Origin of the sequence: Streptomyces sp. NPDC127177 (assembly GCF_042672475.1) — a bacterium.
Lineage (GTDB): Bacteria > Actinomycetota > Actinomycetes > Streptomycetales > Streptomycetaceae > Streptomyces.
This window is the reverse complement of the sequence record NZ_JBHXUW010000014.1, coordinates 1-16507: the sequence shown is the minus strand read 5'-3', so window position 1 is coordinate 16507 and position 16507 is coordinate 1. Positions and strand designations below refer to the sequence as shown.

The 16507-nt window shown below is 70.0% G+C and carries 15 protein-coding genes and 1 pseudogene; 8 read left to right on the top strand and 8 right to left on the bottom strand.

The window, feature by feature from the left end; translation table 11 throughout:
* Window positions 1-194: 194 nt before the first annotated feature.
* The 4 genes and pseudogenes from nhaA to ACFVJX_RS11210 all read left to right on the top strand — a co-directional run bounded on the left by nhaA (window position 195) and on the right by ACFVJX_RS11210 (window position 3582).
* Window positions 195-1593, top strand: a pseudogene (gene nhaA / locus ACFVJX_RS11225) (Na+/H+ antiporter NhaA).
* Window positions 1594-1648: 55 nt separating this feature from the next.
* On the top strand, window positions 1649-2179 hold the full coding sequence (locus ACFVJX_RS11220; protein WP_384126208.1) for a phage holin family protein: 531 nt from the start codon (window positions 1649-1651) through the stop codon (window positions 2177-2179).
* Window positions 2176-3273: an alpha/beta fold hydrolase gene (locus ACFVJX_RS11215; RefSeq protein WP_384126206.1), complete on the top strand. Its 1098-nt coding sequence runs from the start codon at window positions 2176-2178 to the stop codon at window positions 3271-3273. The genes ACFVJX_RS11220 and ACFVJX_RS11215 overlap by 4 nt, the downstream gene beginning before the upstream one ends.
* A 105-nt stretch (window positions 3274-3378) precedes the next feature.
* Window positions 3379-3582, top strand: a complete 204-nt coding sequence (locus tag ACFVJX_RS11210) for a hypothetical protein (protein WP_384126204.1) — start codon at window positions 3379-3381, stop codon at window positions 3580-3582.
* 102 nt (window positions 3583-3684) lie between these two features.
* Here ACFVJX_RS11210 and ACFVJX_RS11205 read toward each other — a convergent pair whose 3' ends face one another.
* From ACFVJX_RS11205 to nth, 3 genes are all read right to left on the bottom strand, one after another.
* The gene (locus tag ACFVJX_RS11205) at window positions 3685-4890 is read right to left on the bottom strand and encodes a MarP family serine protease (protein WP_384126203.1); all 1206 of its coding nucleotides are present in this window, start codon (window positions 4888-4890) and stop codon (window positions 3685-3687) included.
* A gap of 89 nt (window positions 4891-4979) precedes the next feature.
* Entirely contained in the window at window positions 4980-5726 is a 747-nt protein-coding gene (locus ACFVJX_RS11200; RefSeq protein ID WP_384126201.1) for an NUDIX hydrolase, read from the bottom strand.
* A 164-nt stretch (window positions 5727-5890) separates the two neighbouring features.
* Window positions 5891-6808, bottom strand: a complete 918-nt coding sequence (nth, locus tag ACFVJX_RS11195) for an endonuclease III (protein WP_384126199.1) — start codon at window positions 6806-6808, stop codon at window positions 5891-5893.
* A gap of 307 nt (window positions 6809-7115) precedes the next feature.
* Between nth and ACFVJX_RS11190 the strand changes: the two genes are divergently transcribed.
* Window positions 7116-7790, top strand: a complete 675-nt coding sequence (locus tag ACFVJX_RS11190) for a Crp/Fnr family transcriptional regulator (RefSeq protein ID WP_123460131.1) — start codon at window positions 7116-7118, stop codon at window positions 7788-7790.
* Window positions 7791-8052: 262 nt separating this feature from the next.
* Here the strand turns inward: ACFVJX_RS11190 and ACFVJX_RS11185 are convergent, their stop codons facing one another.
* The 4 genes from ACFVJX_RS11185 to ACFVJX_RS11170 all read right to left on the bottom strand — a co-directional run bounded on the left by ACFVJX_RS11185 (window position 8053) and on the right by ACFVJX_RS11170 (window position 10695).
* Complete coding sequence (locus tag ACFVJX_RS11185) at window positions 8053-8883, bottom strand: MBL fold metallo-hydrolase (protein ID WP_384126197.1); 831 nt, start codon at window positions 8881-8883, stop codon at window positions 8053-8055.
* Entirely contained in the window at window positions 8880-9773 is an 894-nt protein-coding gene (locus ACFVJX_RS11180) for an NUDIX hydrolase (protein WP_384126196.1), read from the bottom strand. Before ACFVJX_RS11180 ends, ACFVJX_RS11185 begins: the two co-directional genes overlap by 4 nt.
* 293 nt (window positions 9774-10066) lie before the next feature.
* Window positions 10067-10537, bottom strand: coding sequence for a RidA family protein (locus ACFVJX_RS11175; RefSeq protein ID WP_219573178.1), 471 nt, complete (start codon window positions 10535-10537; stop codon window positions 10067-10069).
* Window positions 10537-10695, bottom strand: coding sequence for a DUF4177 domain-containing protein (locus tag ACFVJX_RS11170; protein WP_003991873.1), 159 nt, complete (start codon window positions 10693-10695; stop codon window positions 10537-10539). The genes ACFVJX_RS11175 and ACFVJX_RS11170 overlap by 1 nt, the downstream gene beginning before the upstream one ends.
* 82 nt (window positions 10696-10777) lie before the next feature.
* On the opposite strand from ACFVJX_RS11170, the gene ACFVJX_RS11165 reads away from it, so the two are divergent.
* Both ACFVJX_RS11165 and ACFVJX_RS11160 read left to right on the top strand, forming a co-directional pair.
* Window positions 10778-11767 (top strand): ArsA family ATPase, encoded by a 990-nt coding sequence (locus ACFVJX_RS11165; protein WP_384126194.1) that lies wholly within the window; start codon window positions 10778-10780, stop codon window positions 11765-11767.
* Window positions 11764-13416: an ArsA-related P-loop ATPase gene (locus ACFVJX_RS11160; protein WP_384126193.1), complete on the top strand. Its 1653-nt coding sequence runs from the start codon at window positions 11764-11766 to the stop codon at window positions 13414-13416. The genes ACFVJX_RS11165 and ACFVJX_RS11160 overlap by 4 nt, the downstream gene beginning before the upstream one ends.
* 38 nt (window positions 13417-13454) lie before the next feature.
* On the opposite strand, the gene ACFVJX_RS11155 is transcribed toward ACFVJX_RS11160, so the two are convergent.
* Window positions 13455-13805, bottom strand: a complete 351-nt coding sequence (locus tag ACFVJX_RS11155; RefSeq protein ID WP_018551136.1) for a WhiB family transcriptional regulator — start codon at window positions 13803-13805, stop codon at window positions 13455-13457.
* Window positions 13806-14203: 398 nt separating this feature from the next.
* Here ACFVJX_RS11155 and ACFVJX_RS11150 point away from each other — a divergent pair, with 398 nt between their 5' ends.
* Window positions 14204-16462 carry a transglycosylase domain-containing protein gene (locus tag ACFVJX_RS11150; RefSeq protein ID WP_384126191.1) on the top strand — a complete coding sequence of 753 codons (2259 nt, stop codon included), beginning with the start codon at window positions 14204-14206 and terminating at the stop codon, window positions 16460-16462.
* Window positions 16463-16507 lie beyond the last annotated feature (45 nt).

The window sequence follows — 16507 nt, the reverse complement described above, 5'->3', positions numbered from 1 at the left end:
CATCCGGCAGCGCGCCGGATGCCCTTCCGGTATTCAGGGTGAAGATCCCAAGGCCCCGCACGCCCCGCCCCGGGTAGAGTGGCAGCTGGTCAACAACACGACAGGAACAATCTCCAAAGGGTGTGCCGGGAAGTCTGGTCGGCAACTGCATCAGCCATGCCGTCGCTGCCGTACCCACCCGGAGGTCCCCACTCGTGGCCGCGCCCACCCCTTCACCCCGCCGCACCTTCCTGGGACGCCTCTCGCTCCCGGAGCGGAAATTCCTCGCCGACGCGCTGCGTACCGAGACCGTAGGCGGAGTCATCCTGCTGGTCGCCGCGGTGGTCGCGCTGATCTGGGCCAACACCTTCGGGTCCAGTTATACGACCGTCAGCCGTCTCCACTTCGGACCCGAGGCGCTGGGTCTGCACCTGTCCATGGCGCACTGGGCCGCCGACGGACTGCTCGCGATCTTCTTCTTCGTCGCGGGCGCCGAGCTCAAGCGCGAACTCGTCGCCGGTGAGCTGCGGGACCCGAGAGCCGCGGTCCTACCGGTCGTCGCCGCGCTCTGCGGGATGGCGGTGCCCGCGATCGTCTACACCCTGGTGACGGTGGTCGGCGACGGTTCCACCAGCGGCTGGGCCGTCCCCACAGCCACCGACATCGCCTTCGCGCTCGCCGTCCTCGCGGTCATCGGCACCTCGCTGCCGTCCGCGCTCCGGGCGTTCCTGCTGACCCTCGCAGTCGTCGACGACCTGTTCGCGATCCTGATCATCGCGGTCTTCTTCACCGCGGACATCGACTTCGCCGCGCTCATCGGCGCCCTCGCCGGCCTGGTCGTCTTCTATCTGCTGCTGCGGTTCGACGTGCGCGGCTGGTACGTCTACGTACCGTTGGCCCTGGTCATCTGGGGGCTGATGTACAACAGCGGCATCCACGCCACCGTCGCCGGTGTCGCGATGGGGCTGATGCTGCGCTGCACCAGGCGCGAGGGCGAGGAACACTCCCCCGGGGAGCGCATCGAGCACCTGGTCCACCCGCTGTCGGCCGGTTTTGCCGTACCTCTGTTCGCGCTCTTCTCCGCGGGGGTCTCGCTCTCCGACGGCGCGCTGGCGGGCGTGTTCACCCGGCCCGAAACGCTCGGTGTCGTACTGGGGCTCGTCGTCGGCAAGGCGACAGGGATCTTCGGCGGTACGTGGCTGGCCACCCGGTTCACCAAGGCGGAGCTGAACAAGGAGCTGGCCTGGGCCGACGTCTTCGCGGTCGCCTCCCTCGCCGGCATCGGCTTCACCGTCTCGCTGCTGATCGGCGAGCTCGCCTTCCCCGGCGACGACGACATGATCAACGAGATCAAGGCCTCGGTTCTGCTCGGCTCCCTGATCGCCGCCGTACTCTCCGGTGTACTGCTCAGACTCCGGGTACGCAGGTACCGGGCGCTCGCGGACGCGGAGGAACGCGACGCGGGCGGGTCCGAGGGCACCGGACATCCATGAACAGGACGATCCGGGGTACCACCTGCGGGTGGCGGCGATCCGTGAAATGAAGGCGGCGGAGCGCCGCCGCCTTGCCCAACGGGCGGGGGCAGCGAGCAACAAGCCGGACAGTCCGGCATGATCTGACATCGGATGTGTTGAACGTCGGATGTGTTGAACAGGAGAGGGAGTCAGGGATGAGCGACCCCGGCAATTACGCGGGCAGCGCCGACCGCAGTCTCGGCCAGCTGGTCGCCTCGGCGACGGCCGAGCTGTCGGCGCTGGTGCACGACGAGATTGCCCTGGCCAAGGCCGAGGTGCGACAGGACGTCAAGCGTGGCGTGATCGGCAGTGTGGCGTTCATCGTCACCGGTGTGCTGATCCTTTTCGCGATCCCGGTGCTGAGCTTCGCGGCCGCGTACGGAATCCACAACCTGGGACTGGGGCTGGCCTGGTCGTTCCTGATCGTGGGCGGGGCGTTCATCCTGCTCGGGATCCTGCTCGCGCTCTTCGGCTACGCCAAGTTCAAGAAGGTCAAGCCGCCGGAGAAGTCCATCGCGTCGGCGAAGCAGACCGCCGCCGTCCTCCAGGGCGTCAAGCCCCACCCGCGTCCCGCCATCGCCGCCGACGCGATCCTTCCGGTGGGCGGCAGCACCATTGCGGACAAGGCCATCGAGAACGTTCCGGTCCAGGACAAGGCACCGGCTGTGGCACGCTCATCCACATGACGGTCCCCGATTCCAGCGCATTCGGCCCAACAGGCCCGGACGACCGGGCGGGCCACACAGGGCCGGCCACTCCGGCAGACCCTTCAGCGACCACGCCGCCCCCGGTCTCGGCGCCCCTCACAGGCCCGCCGGGCCCCGTGGGCGCCTCGGCCGGCCCCGGGGGCCCCGCTGCCGGTTCCGGGGGCCCCGTCCGTCTGGACGGCCCCTGGACCCACCGGGACGTCGCGGCCAACGGCGCGCGTTTCCACATCGCCGAAATGGGTGACGGGCCACTGGTCCTGCTTCTGCACGGCTTCCCGCAGTTCTGGTGGACCTGGCGCCACCAACTGCCCGCACTCGCCGAGGCCGGTTACCGGGCGGTGGCGATGGACCTGCGCGGAGTGGGCGGCAGCGACCGCACGCCCCGGGGCTACGACCCGGCCAACCTGGCGCTGGACATCACAGGCGTGATCCGTTCGCTCGGTGAGCCGGACGCCGCCCTGGTCGGGCACGACATGGGCGGCTACCTCGCCTGGACGGCCGCTGTGATGCGTCCGAAGCTCGTGCGCCGCCTGGTCGTCTCCTCGATGCCGCACCCGCGCCGGTGGCGCTCCTCGATGCTCTCGGACTTCGCGCAGTCCCGCGCGGGCTCGTACATCTGGGGTTTCCAACGGCCCTGGGTGCCGGAGCGTCAGCTCGTCGCGGACGACGCGGCTTTGGTGGGACAGCTGATCCACGACTGGGCGGGGCCCCGGACGGCGGATTTCCCCGACGACACGACGGTGGACGTCTACCGGCGCGCCATGTCCATCCCGTCCACGGCACACTGCTCGATCGAGCCGTACCGCTGGATGGTGCGCTCGCTGGCCCGCCCGGACGGTATCCAGTTCAACCGGCGCATGAAGCGGCCGGTGCGCGTGCCCACGCTGCATTTGCACGGTTCACTCGATCCGGCGGTCCGCACCAGGAGTTCGGCGGGGTCCGGCGAGTACGTCGAGGCGCCGTACCGTTGGCGACTTTTCGACGGTCTGGGGCACTTCCCCCACGAGGAGGACCCGGCCGGGTTCTCGGCCGAACTCATCAACTGGCTCAAGGATTCCGAGCCCGACCGCTAGCCGATGCGCACGCGCGTCCTACGAACAGCGACTTGCCTGCCGCATAGGCCAATTGGCTGACGGATGGGCGGTTACCGACCATGAGCCACGGGCAGACGTCCGGGTATGGGCTGGACGCACGACTTCGGTGACGCAGCACGCAATCGTCGCTCGACCGCCACGGCGGGTCCGGGCACTCATGAGGGGGGCGGCCTCCAGGGCCGGGTGCACTCTATGCATGTTCTGCATGATCCCCGGCTCGGTATTCCGCGCATTCTCCGCCGCCGGGCCCGCTGGGTCTCGGCGCGGCTTCGCCATCCCCGCGGATGACCCACTGACCGGCCGGCACCGCACTCCGGTCCGCCGGCACCACGCTCCGGTACGCCGGCGCCGCACTCCGCCCCGGCGGTCCCGCGCCGCCGGTCAGCACGTCTACAGCGCACACGCCTGACTGTCGACCTGCTGGTTGGCGGTACGGCCCTGCGTGATGTCCTGGCGGATCTCGTCGGCCGTCAGCGCGTAGCCGGTGTTCGAGTCGTCGAGCGACTTGGCGAAGACGACTCCGTACACCTTGCCCTCGGGGGTCAGCAGCGGTCCGCCGGAGTTCCCCTGACGGACCGTCGTGTAGAGCGAGTACACGTCACGGCGGACGGTGCCCCGGCGGTAGATGTCCGGGCCGTTGGCGTCGATACGGGCGCGCACCCGCGCGGAGCGCACGTCGTACGCGCCGTTCTCCGGGAAGCCCGCGACGATCGCACTGTTCCCGGTCACCGCGTCGTGGTCGGTGTCGGTGAAGGAGAGCGGCTTCGCGTCGAGGTCCGGGACGTCGAGCACGGCGATGTCGCGCCGCCAGTCGTAGAGGACGACCTTCGCGTCGTACAGCCGTCCCTGGCCGCCGATCTGGACGGTCGGCTCGTCGACGCCTCCGACGACATGGGCGTTGGTCATCACCCGACGGTCGGAGAAGACGAAGCCGGTGCCCTCGAGGACCTTGCCGCAGCTCGGTGCCGTACCGACGACCTTCACGATGGACTCCTTGGCACGGGCGGCTACCGGGCTGCCCGCCAGGGCCGGGTCGGGGGCCCTGACCTCGGTGATCGGCTCATTGGCGAAGGGGCTGAAGACCTGCGGGAAACCGTTCTGCGCGAGGACGGAGGAGAAGTCCGTGAACCAGGTGGAGGCCTGGGGCGGCATCACCCGGGAGATCCCGAGCAGGACCGAGGAGCTGCGTACCTCCTTGCCCAGCGTCGGCAACGACGTACCGGCCAGCGCGGAGCCGATCAGCCAGGAGACCAGCAGCATCGCCACGACGTTGACCAGGGAGCCGCCCGTCGCGTCCACGGCACGCGCGGGTGACCACGTGATGTACCGGCGGAGCTTGTTGCCCAGGTGGGTGGTGAAGGCCTGTCCGACGGAGGCGCACACGATCACGATGACGACCGCGACGACGGCCGCCGTCGAGGAGACCTCGGAACCGTCCGTCACCTGGTCCCACAGGACCGGCAGCAGATAGACGGCGACGAGGCCGCCGCCCAGGAACCCGATCACCGACAGAATGCCGACGACGAACCCCTGGCGGTATCCGATGACCGCGAACCACACGGCGCCGGCCAGCAGCAGGATGTCCAGCACGTTCACCGTCTATAGCCTCGCAGATTCGTCACCCGGCCCGTACGTCTCTCTGGGTCCGGGCGGTCCCGGAGCAGCGGAGCACGGGAGTCAGCCTGTCATGTGCGCCAGTCGAGCGGCACCTGCTTGGCCCTGTCCCAGGGGCGCTCCCAGCCCGCGAAGTGCAGAATCCGGTCGATCACACCAGCCGTGAACCCCCATACGAGTGCGGATTCGACCAGAAATGCCGGGCCGCGGTGGCCGCTGGGGTGGACGGCCGTCGCCCGGTTGGCCGGGTCCGTGAGATCCGCCACGGGGACGGTGAACACCCGAGCGGTCTCCCCCGGATCGACGACTCCGACCGGGCTGGGCGAACGCCACCAGCCGAGGACCGGCGTCACCACGAAACTGCTCACCGGGATGTAGAGCCGGGGCAGCACACCGAAGAGCTGCACGCCGTGCGGATCGAGGCCCGTCTCCTCCTCTGCCTCCCGCAGCGCGGCCCTCAGCGGACCCGTGGTCGCCTGGTCGCCGTCCTCCGGATCCAGGGAGCCGCCGGGGAAAGAGGGCTGCCCGGGGTGCGAGCGCAGGCTCCCGGCGCGCTCCATCAGGAGCAGTTCGGGGCCGCGCGCGCCCTCGCCGAACAGGACGAGGACGGCCGACTGCCGTCCCGCCCCGCTCTCGGGCGGCAGGAACCGGCTGAGCTGCCGTGGCTCGACGGTGCGCGCGGCCTGGGCGACCGGGTCCAGCCAGCCGGGCAGGCCGTCGGTGGTGACGGTGATCGAGGCGTCGTGACCGGCACCCGCCCCGGGCGCGGGCGACGCGGCGGCGGCCGCCGCGTCACTGCTGTGTTCATGCGTCTTCATGGGCACCCCTCGTCTCACAACGCCTGTCGTCCCGCATTTCGTTCCGGAGCGGCGCTTCGGGTCATACGGCCTTCGTTCCGGAGCGGCGGCGCCTCGGGTCATACGGATTTCGTTCCGGAGCGGCCCTTCGGGTCATACGGCTCGCTCCGGAGCGGCGTCCCGGGTCATTCGGCGCCGAGGGCGGGGGCGGGTGCGCCCGGGTAGTCCGGCGGCGGGCTGAGCCGCTGCCCGGGCCGGCCCCCCATCTCGTACTTCAACAGCTTCCTGGCCTTCTCCGGATCCGTCTCGCCCTCACCGTACGAGGGACAGAGCGGGGCGATCGGGCAGGCGCCGCAGGCGGGTTTGCGGGAATGACAGATGCGGCGGCCGTGGAAGATGATCCGGTGCGAGAGCATCGTCCACTCGCTCTTCGGGAAGATCGCCCCGACCTCCGCCTCGACCTTCTCCGGATCCTCCTGCTCGGTCCACTTCCACCGGCGCACCAGCCGTCCGAAGTGGGTGTCGACCGTGAGACCGGGCACGTGAAAGGCGTTGCCGAGGACTACGTTGGCGGTCTTGCGGCCGACCCCCGGCAGCGTCACGAGGTCCGCGAGCCGTCCGGGCACCTCGCCGCCGAAGTTGTCCCGGAGGGCGGCTGAAAGACCTATCAGCGACTTGGTCTTGGCGCGGAAGAAGCCGGTCGGCCGAATGATCTCTTCCAGTTCCTCCGGGACGGCCGCGGCCATGTCCTCGGGGGTGGGGTAGGCGGCGAAGAGCGCGGGGGTGGTCTGGTTGACCCTCAGGTCGGTGGTCTGGGCGGAGAGGACCGTGGCGACGAGGAGCTCGAAGGCGTTCCTGAAGTCCAGCTCCGGATGGGCGTACGGATAGAGCTCGGCCAGCTCACGGTTGATCCGGCGGGCCCTGCGGACCATGGCCAGGTGCGATTCCGGCTCGGCCTTCGACTTGGGCGCGGCCTTGGGTGGGGCCTTGGGCGCGGCTTTGGCTGCACCCTTCGGTGCGGCTTTGGTTACGCCTTTCGGCGCGGCCTTGGACCTGCCGTCGGGCGCGGCGCCGGCCCCTCGCCCGGTCTTCGGCTTCGCCACCTTCGCCGGGCCTTTTGTCGCATTTTTCGGTTCGCTCGCGGCCTGTTCGCCCACAGCAGAATTGCGCTCTTCAGACACCCCATCAGCCCCCTTGGCCTGCGCTCTCACCGGCGTTCCCGACACCCGGCCAGCCTAGAGCCAGCCACTGACATCCGCCCCGGTCACTGGCGATCCACCCCCAATCGGCCCCCTGCCGCACGCTCCGGCACGCGCGTGCGTCAAACTGGTTTGTGATTGATCGCACTGTTTTACCGTCCGGCATGATGGGGACCACGGTTCCCTGAACAGGCCGACAAGGAGAGAACTCGTGGACGACGTTCTGCGGCGCGCCCCGCTTTTCGCGGCGCTCGATGACGAGCAGGCCGCGGAGCTCCGCGCCTCGATGAGTGAGGTGACCCTCGCGCGCGGCGACGCGCTGTTCCATGAGGGTGACCCGGGAGACCGCCTCTATGTGGTCACCGAGGGCAAGGTGAAGCTCCACCGCACCTCCCCCGACGGCCGCGAGAACATGCTGGCCGTCCTCGGCCCCGGCGAGCTGATCGGCGAGCTGTCGCTCTTCGACCCGGGCCCGCGCACCGCCACCGCGACCGCGCTGACCGAGGTGAAGCTCCTCGGCCTCGGCCACGGCGACCTGCAGCCCTGGCTGAACGTGCGCCCCGAGGTGGCCACGGCCCTGCTGCGTGCCGTCGCCCGGCGCCTGCGCAAGACCAACGACCAGATGTCCGACCTGGTCTTCTCCGACGTGCCGGGCCGGGTGGCCCGTGCGCTCCTCGACCTGTCGCGCCGCTTCGGCGTCCAGTCCGAGGAAGGCATCCACGTCGTGCACGACCTCACCCAGGAGGAGCTGGCCCAGCTGGTCGGCGCCTCCCGCGAGACGGTCAACAAGGCCCTCGCCGACTTCGCCGGCCGCGGCTGGCTGCGGCTGGAGGCCCGTGCCGTGATCCTGCTCGACGTGGAACGGCTGGCCAAGCGGTCCCGCTGACCCGTCCCGTCGTACCCAACAAGTACGCAGGCAGAACCAGTACGCAGGCACATCAAGTGCTCGGGTATCGCGAGTGCACAAGCACAACAAGTGCTCGGGTACCGCGAGCGCACAAGCACCGCGAGGGGCCCCGCCGACACCGGCGGGGCCCCTCGCGCGCGCAGAGCGGCCACTCGCGTACGGCGACGGCGCTCCCCTCGCACGTTGCCGGCGACGTTCGTCCCGCCAGCACCCGGCAGCGCGGCGCCCGTCCGTCCGTCCGTCAGATCAGGCCGTGCCCCTCCAGGTACTCCAGCTGTGCCAGAACCGAGAGCTCGGCCGCCGGCCACAGTGACCGGTCCACATCCGCGTAGACATGCGCCACCACCTCCGACGACGTCCGGTACCCCGCCTCCACGGCCGTCTCCACCTGGGCCAGCCGGTTCGCGCGGTGCGCCAGGTAGAACTCGACCGCGCCCTGGGCGTCGTCCAGCACCGGCCCGTGCCCCGGCAGCACCGTGTGCACGCCGTCGTCGACGGTCAGCGAGCGCAGCCGCCGCAGCGAGTCGAGGTAGTCCCCGAGCCGCCCGTCCGGATGCGCGACCAGCGTCGTCCCGCGGCCGAGGATCGTGTCCCCCGTCAGCACCGCGCGGTCGGCGGGCAGATGGAACGAGAGCGAGTCCCCGGTGTGCCCCGGGGTCGGCACCACGTACATCTCCAGTCCGCCGGTCGTGATCACGTCGCCCGTGCCCAGGCCCTCGTCGCCGAGGCGCAGCGCGGGGTCGAGGGCGCGCACCTTCGTACGCGTCAGCTCGGCGAACCGTGCCGCGCCCTCGGCGTGGTCGGGGTGTCCGTGGGTGAGGAGCGTGAGCGCGACCCGGCGCCCCGCCCGCTCGGCGGCGTCGATGACGGCCCGCAGATGGGTGTCGTCCAGCGGGCCCGGATCGATGACCACCGCGAGATCGGAGTCGGGCTCGGCGACGATCCAGGTGTTGGTGCCGTCCAGTGTCATCGCCGACGCGTTGGGCGCGAGGACGTTGACCGCACGGGTGGTGGCGGGGCCGGACAGCACCCCGCCGCGTGGCTGTCCGGGCAGGGCTGCCGCGTCGCTCATGCCGCCCCACCGCCCGTCCCACCGGCCGGGATGTGTTTGGTGAACTCCTCGTGCCCCGGCCAGCTCAGCACCAGCTCATCGCCCTCCAGACGGGCCTGTGCGAGTACGGGGGCGAGGTCCTGGCCCGATGCGGCCTCCAGCGCCTCCGCGGCGGTGGCGTACCCCCTGAGCCCGCGCAGCGTCGAGACGGTCGGCGGCATCATCAGCAGCTCGCCGCGGTCGTAGCCGTCGGCCGCGTCGCCCGGACGTGTCCACACGGTTCGGTCGGCCTCCGTGGAGGCGTTGCGGGTGCGCTGGCCCGCGGGGAGCGCGGCCACGAAGAACCAGGTGTCGTAGCGGCGCGGTTCGAACTCCGGGGTGATCCAGCGCGCCCATGCGCCGAGCAGGTCCGAGCGCAGGACCAGCCCGCGCCGCTCAAGGAACTCCGCGAACGACAGCTCGCGTGCGACCAGCGCCTCGCGGTCGGCCTCCCAGTCCGCGCCGGTGGTGTCCGTGACGACGGTGCCCTCGGTCGGGCCCGCGAGCAGGACGCCCGCCTCCTCGTACGTCTCGCGGACCGCCGCGCAGACGATCGCCTGCGCCTCGGCCGGGGTGGCGACGCCGAGCCGCTCCGCCCAGCTCTCCAGCGCGGGCCCGGCCCAGCCGACGAGCCGGTCGTCGTCGCGCGGGTCGACCCCGCCACCCGGATAGGCGTACGCCCCTCCGGCAAAGGCCATCGAGGTGCGCCGGCGCAGCATGTGGACGGTGGGACCGCCCGCGGTACCCGCGGCGGCGTCCCGGAGCAGCATCACGGTGGCGGCCCGGCGGGGGGTCGCGGCCGTCAGCTCGCCGCCGGCGAGCGCCCGGATCCGGTCGGGCCATTCCGGTGGGTACCACTGACCATTGGACATGGCCGGAGGCTATCCGGAACCGAGACGATGTTCGAGGGGCGTGGTGATCCGTACATGCCCTGTACACAGATGACCGGGCACCCTTCCCGTCCTCGTACGCGAACGGCCCCACCCCGGTGTCGTACGTGAACAGTCCCACCTCGGCTCTCGTACGCGAACAGTCCGGCCCGGGTCGTCGTAGGCGAACGGCCCTGCCCCGTCCTCGTACGCGAACGATCCCGCCCGGTCGTCATGACCGGACGGGATCGGCAGAGCAATGCACGGTGCGGGCCTTGCGGCGCCACGGCTTCGGCTCAGGCTCCGGTCAGCTCGACCTGGACCTCGACCTCGACCGGCGCGTCCAGGGGCAGCACGGCCACGCCGACGGCGCTGCGGGCGTGCACGCCCTTGTCGCCGAGCACCGCTCCCAGCAGCTCGCTCGCACCGTTGATCACGGCGGGCTGGCCGGTGAAGTCGGTGGCCGACGCGACGAAGCCGACGACCTTCACGACGCGTGCGATCCGGTCCAGGTCGCCCGCGACCGACTTCACCGCGGCGAGCGCGTTCAGCGCGCAGGTCTTCGCCAGCTCCTTGGCCTCGTCGGGTGTGACCTCGGCGCCGACCTTGCCGGTGACGGCGAGCTTGCCGTCCACCATCGGCAGCTGGCCCGAGGTGTACACGTACACCCCGGACTGCACGGCCGGCTGGTACGAGGCCAGCGGCGGCACGACGTCCGGCAGGGCCAGCCCGAGCTCGGCGAGCTTCGCCTCGACGGCGCCCGCCACTACTGCTTCTCCCGCTTCAGGTAGGCCACGAGCTGCTCGGGGTTGTTCGGGCCGGGAACGACCTGGACCAGCTCCCAGCCGTCCTCGCCCCAGGTGTCCAGAATCTGCTTGGTCGCGTGCACGAGAAGGGGCACGGTCGCGTATTCCCACTTGGTCATGGCCCGACTGTAATGCCTGGCCGATCCGCGGGACGCCCAGCCTCGTGCGTAGCCTGCGGTGCGACTGGTTAGGCTCGAATACGTGAGCAGGTTCCAGGTCGTCAGCGGCAAGGGCGGTACCGGTAAGACCACGGTTGCCGCCGCCCTCGCGCTCGCCCTCGCGACCGAGGGCAAGCGCACCCTCCTCGTCGAGGTCGAGGGCAGACAGGGCATCGCCCAGCTCTTCGAGGCGGACTCCCTCCCCTACGAGGAGCGCAAGATCGCCGTCGCGCCGGGCGGCGGGGAGGTGCATGCCCTTGCGATCGACGCCGAGCGCGCCCTCCTGGACTACCTCCAGATGTTCTACAAACTCGGCAGCGCGGGCCGGGCGCTCAAGAAACTCGGCGCCATCGACTTCGCCACCACGATCGCACCCGGCGTCCGGGACGTCCTGCTGACCGGCAAGGCGTGCGAGGCCGTGCGCCGCAAGGACAAGCAGAACCGGTTCGTCTACGACTACGTGATCATGGACGCCCCGCCGACCGGCCGCATCACCCGCTTCCTCAACGTGAACGACGAGGTGGCGGGGCTGGCCCGGATCGGCCCGATACACAATCAGGCGCAGGCCGTGATGCGGGTGCTGAAGTCCCCGGAGACCGCGGTCCACCTGGTGACGCTGCTGGAGGAGATGCCGGTCCAGGAGACCGCCGACGGCATCGCCGAGCTCCGGGCGGCGGAGCTGCCGGTGGGCCGGGTCATCGTGAACATGGTGCGCCCGCACCTGCTGGACGAGGACACGCTGCGCACAGCCGCGGGCGGCCGTCGCAAGGAGATCGCCAAGACGCTGACCCGGGCGGGCGTGACCGGCTCCGCGGGCCTCGTGCGCCCGCTCGTCGAACAGGCCGCCGAGCATGCCCAGCGGGTCGAGCTGGAGCGCGAGCAGCGCACCGTACTGACAGGCCTCGGAGTGCCGGGTTACGAACTCCCGCTGATCGGTGAGGGCGTGGACCTGGCCGGGCTGTACGACCTGGCGATGGAGCTCCGTAAGCAAGGCGCGGGTGAAGGGGCGGCGGGACGAGGGGTGGGTTCATGACATCGGACAGGAACCGCGACCGGGACAGTGCCCCCGGCAGGAACCGGGACGGCGACCAGGACGTGGCGAGGGACCGGGGCCACGACCAGGACGTGGCGAAGGGCCGGAGCCGCGACCAGGACGTGGCGAAGGGCCGGAGCCGCGACCAGGACGTGGCGAAGGACCGGAGCCGCGCTCGGGACGCCGAGGGCGACAACGCCGAAGGCGGCCGTATCGAGAGCGACAACGGCACAGCCACCCCCGCGGGCGCCCCCGTCCTGGACGCCGACGCCCTGCTCGACGACCCGGACATCCGGATCGTCGTGTGCTGCGGTTCGGGCGGGGTCGGCAAGACCACCACCGCCGCGGCGCTCGGCGTACGCGCCGCCGAGCGCGGCCGCAGGGTCGTCGTGCTCACCATCGATCCGGCCCGCAGGCTCGCCCAGTCCATGGGCATCGACTCCCTCGACAACATCCCGCGCCGGGTCGAGGGCATCGAGACGCGGGGCAGCGGTGAGCTGCACGCCATGATGCTCGACATGAAGCGGACCTTCGACGAGATCGTCGAGGCGCACGCGGACGAGGAGCGGGCCCGCGCCATCCTGGAGAACCCCTTCTACCAGTCCCTGTCGGCCGGCTTCGCGGGCACGCAGGAGTACATGGCGATGGAGAAGCTCGGCCAGCTGCGGGCGCGCGACGAGTGGGACCTGATCGTGGTCGACACCCCGCCGTCGCGCTCCGCGCTGGATTTCCTGGACGCGCCGAAGCGCCTCGGCTCGTTCCTGGACGGGAAGTTCATCAAACTGCTGATGGCCCCGGCGAAAATGGGCGGCCGGGCCGGGATGAAGTTCCTCAACGTGGGCATGTCGATGATGACCGGGACGCTCGGCAAGCTGCTCGGCGGCCAGTTCCTGCGGGACGTGCAGACCTTCGTGGCGGCGATGGACACCATGTTCGGCGGGTTCCGTACCCGCGCCGATGCCACGTACAAGCTCCTCCAGGCACCCGGCACGGCGTTCCTCGTCGTCGCGACTCCGGAGCGGGACGCGCTCCGCGAAGCGGCGTACTTCGTCGAGCGGCTGGCCGCGGAGGACATGCCGCTGGCGGGTCTGGTCCTCAACCGGGTCCACGGCAGTGAGGCCGCCCGGCTCTCCGCCGAGCGCGCGCTGTCCGCCGCAGAAAATCTTGAGGCCGCCGGCATTGTGGATCAGGGGGCCGGGAAGGCTGGACTTCGTGGGCCCGCCGACTCCCCCGACGCCGGGACCGCACAGACCACGGGCACCGCTGGAGCCGCCACCGCCGATCCGTCCGAGCATGGCTCGGAGCACAAGCCCGCCGACACAACCGGGGCCACCGGTGCACCGGCCGCGTCCGCGGTGTCAGCCATGTCCGATTCCTCGGCCGGCTCCGCAGCCGGTTCCGTTGCCGACTCCGTAAACGATTCTGCGGCCGCGCCCGTCTCCGTGGAGCAGCTGACCATCGGTCTGTTGCACCTGCACGCGGAGAGGATGCAGGTGGTCGCGCGCGAACAGCACACACGCGACCGCTTCACCGCGCTGCATCCCGAGGTGGCCGTGACCGCGGTGGCCGCGCTGCCCGGAGATGTCCATGACCTCGCAGGGCTGCGAGCCATCGGCGACCGGCTCGCGACCGGTTCTGCCCCGGCCTGAGCTGCGTAGTCACCCCTCGTCCGTCCCGCCGCCCGGGGCTACCCCACGGCTGCGAACGTCTCGTGCAGTTCGTCGTCCTCCAGCCCGATCGCCACGGGCAGGATGCCCGTGGACCGCTCGTACTCGCTGCGGGCGGTCTCCAGCAGCCGGCGCCAGGACGTCACGGTCGGGCGCCTGCGCAGCAATGCGCGGCGCTCCCGCTCCGTCATCCCGCCCCACACGCCGAACTCGACGCGATTGTCCAGCGCATCGGCCAGGCACTCGGTCCGCACCGGGCATCCGGTGCACACCGCCTTGGCCCTGTTCTGCGCTGCCCCTTGTACGAACAGTTCATCCGGATCGGTAGTGCGGCAGGCTGCCTGCGCACTCCAGTCGGTTACCCAGCCCATCCCGGCGCCGTCCTCTCCCGAATCGAGGCTCCCCCACGGCGACAGCGGCATATTCACCGCTGCCAGTTGAGGACGTTACGGAAGGTGGCGACAGCACAACACCCCCTTCGGGCCCAATCTTGAATGGCCCGAACGGACTATGCGTATGCGGCAGATCACCCAGGGGAGTGAGGTGAGGACATGCGCGACTATCCCGTCAGAATCGGGACAGACCACCTGAGTCACAACGGACTTTCAAGGACACACGAGGCGATTTCGGGAGCGCCTGAACTCGTGGCCGGGTCATGCACAGGGTCATGCAGGGGGGTTGATACAAAACCGGACTGCTGTGACAGTTGAGAGCAGCTTAGGCCAAGGCATATACGTGTGTCCGGCGAATGAGAACGTAGGCTGCCCCCATGCCAAAGAAGCGCTCGGGCGGGGGTCTCACTACGACCCAGCAGGCCGCCAAGTTCCTCGGTGTCGCCGCACTCTCCGGAGTGGTCCTGGCGGGCATCGCGCTGCCGGCCGCCGGAGCACTGGGTCTCGCCGCCAAGGGAACGGTCGACGGATTCGACGAGATCCCGGCCAATCTGAAGACTCCGCCGCTGAGCCAGCGAACCACGATCCTGGACAACCAGGGCGGCCAGATCGCCACGGTCTACTCGCGTGACCGCACCGTGGTCCCGCTGAAGAGCATCTCGCCGTACATGCAGAAGGCGATCATCGCGATCGAGGACGCCCGCTTCTACGAGCACGGCGCGGTCGACCTCAAGGGCATCCTGCGCGCGATGAACCGCAACGTTCAGTCGGGCGGGACCGCGCAGGGCGCGTCGACCCTCACCCAGCAGTACGTGAAGAACGTCTTCGTCGAGGAGGCCGGCGACGACCCGGCCAAGGTCGCCGAGGCCACCCAGCAGACGCTCGGCCGCAAGGTCCAGGAGCTGAAGTACGCGATCCAGGTCGAGGAAGAGCTCGGCAAGAAGAAGATCCTGGAGAACTACCTCAACATCACCTTCTTCGGACAGCAGGCCTACGGCGTAGAGGCGGCCTCCCAGCGCTACTTCTCCAAGTCCGCGAAGGACCTGAAGGTGGAGGAGGCGGCACTGCTGGCCGGCATCGTGCAGTCGCCCAGCCGCTACGACCCCGTCAACGACACGGAGGAGGCGACCAAGCGTCGCAACACCGTGCTCCAGCGGATGGCGGAAGTCGGGGACATCTCGCAGGACGAGGCCGCCAAGGCCAAGGCGACCCCGATCAAGCTGAAGGTCAAACGCCCGCAGAACGGCTGCATCACCGCCGTCAGCGGCTCGGGATTCTTCTGCGACTACGTACGGCAGATCGTCACGGGCGACCCGGCGTTCGGGAAGACAGCGAAGGACCGGGCCAAGCTCTGGGCGACCGGCGGGCTCACCATCAAGACGACGCTGGACCCGCGTTCGCAGGCCGCCTCCAACGAGGCCGCCACCTCCAGGGTCAACAAGGACGACAAGATCGCCGACGCGGTCGTGCAGGTGAAGCCCGGCACCGGCCAGATCACGGCGATGGCCCAGTCCCGCCCGTACGGACTGGACCAGTCCAAGCACCAGACCGTGCTGAACCTCAACGTCGACAACAAGATGGGCGGCAGCTACGCCGGCTTCCAGGTGGGGTCGACCTTCAAGCCGATCACCGCGGCGGCGGCGCTGGAGAAGGGGATCAGTCCGGCGCAGAGTTTCACCACCGACCACAAGATCACCCTGCCCGGTGACAGCTTCCGCACCTGCGACAACCAGCCCGCGGACACCGTGCCGTGGGAGGTGTCGAACGAGCTCGAGTCGGAGAAGGGCACCTTCGACATGACCAGCGCGCTGGGCAAGTCGGTCAACACCTACTTCGCGAAGCTGGAGCAGAAGGCCGGTCTCTGCGAGACGGTCGCGATGGCGAAGAAGGTCGGCTACGACCGCGGCGACAACAAGCCGCTGCTGCAGAACCCCGCCACCACACTCGGCGGCCAGGAGTCGACGCCGCTGGCGATGGCCTCGGTGTACGCCACCTTCGCCAACCGGGGCAAGTACTGCTCCCCGATCGCGATCCTCTCGGTCACCAAGCCGGACGGAAAGCAGCTCGACGTACCGAAGTCGACGTGCACGCAGGCCATGAGCCAGCACACGGCGGACACGATCAACCAGATGCTCAAGGGCGTCGTCGAGGACGGCACCGGACAGCAGGCCGGCCTCAGCGACCGTGACAACGCGGGCAAGACCGGTACCACCGACGAGCGCAAGAACGCCTGGTTCGTCGGCTACACACCGAACCTGTCCACGGCGGTGTGGGTCGGCAGCGACGGTGACCACCAGATCCCGATGAGCAACATCACCATCGGCGGCCAGTACTACGACGACGTCTGCGGTGGCTGTCTGCCGGGGCCGATCTGGAAGACGGCGATGACCGGCTCCCTGAACGCCTCGGAGACCCCGGCCTTCACAGCGGTCGACGTACCGCGGGCCAAGCCGAAGGAGGACAAGGACAAGGGCAAGAAGAAGCCGGGCGACGGCGACAACAAGCCCGGCAACGGTGGCGACGACGACGGTGACGACGACGAGCCCTTCCCCGGCATCAGCATCCCGCCGGGCGTGATCGGCGGGAACAACGGCCACACCCGCGGTCAGGACAACGGCGGGACGCAGGGTCCCTGACCCGCGCCTGTCGTAGACATGAAGGTGGGGCGCACCCGGTCCGGG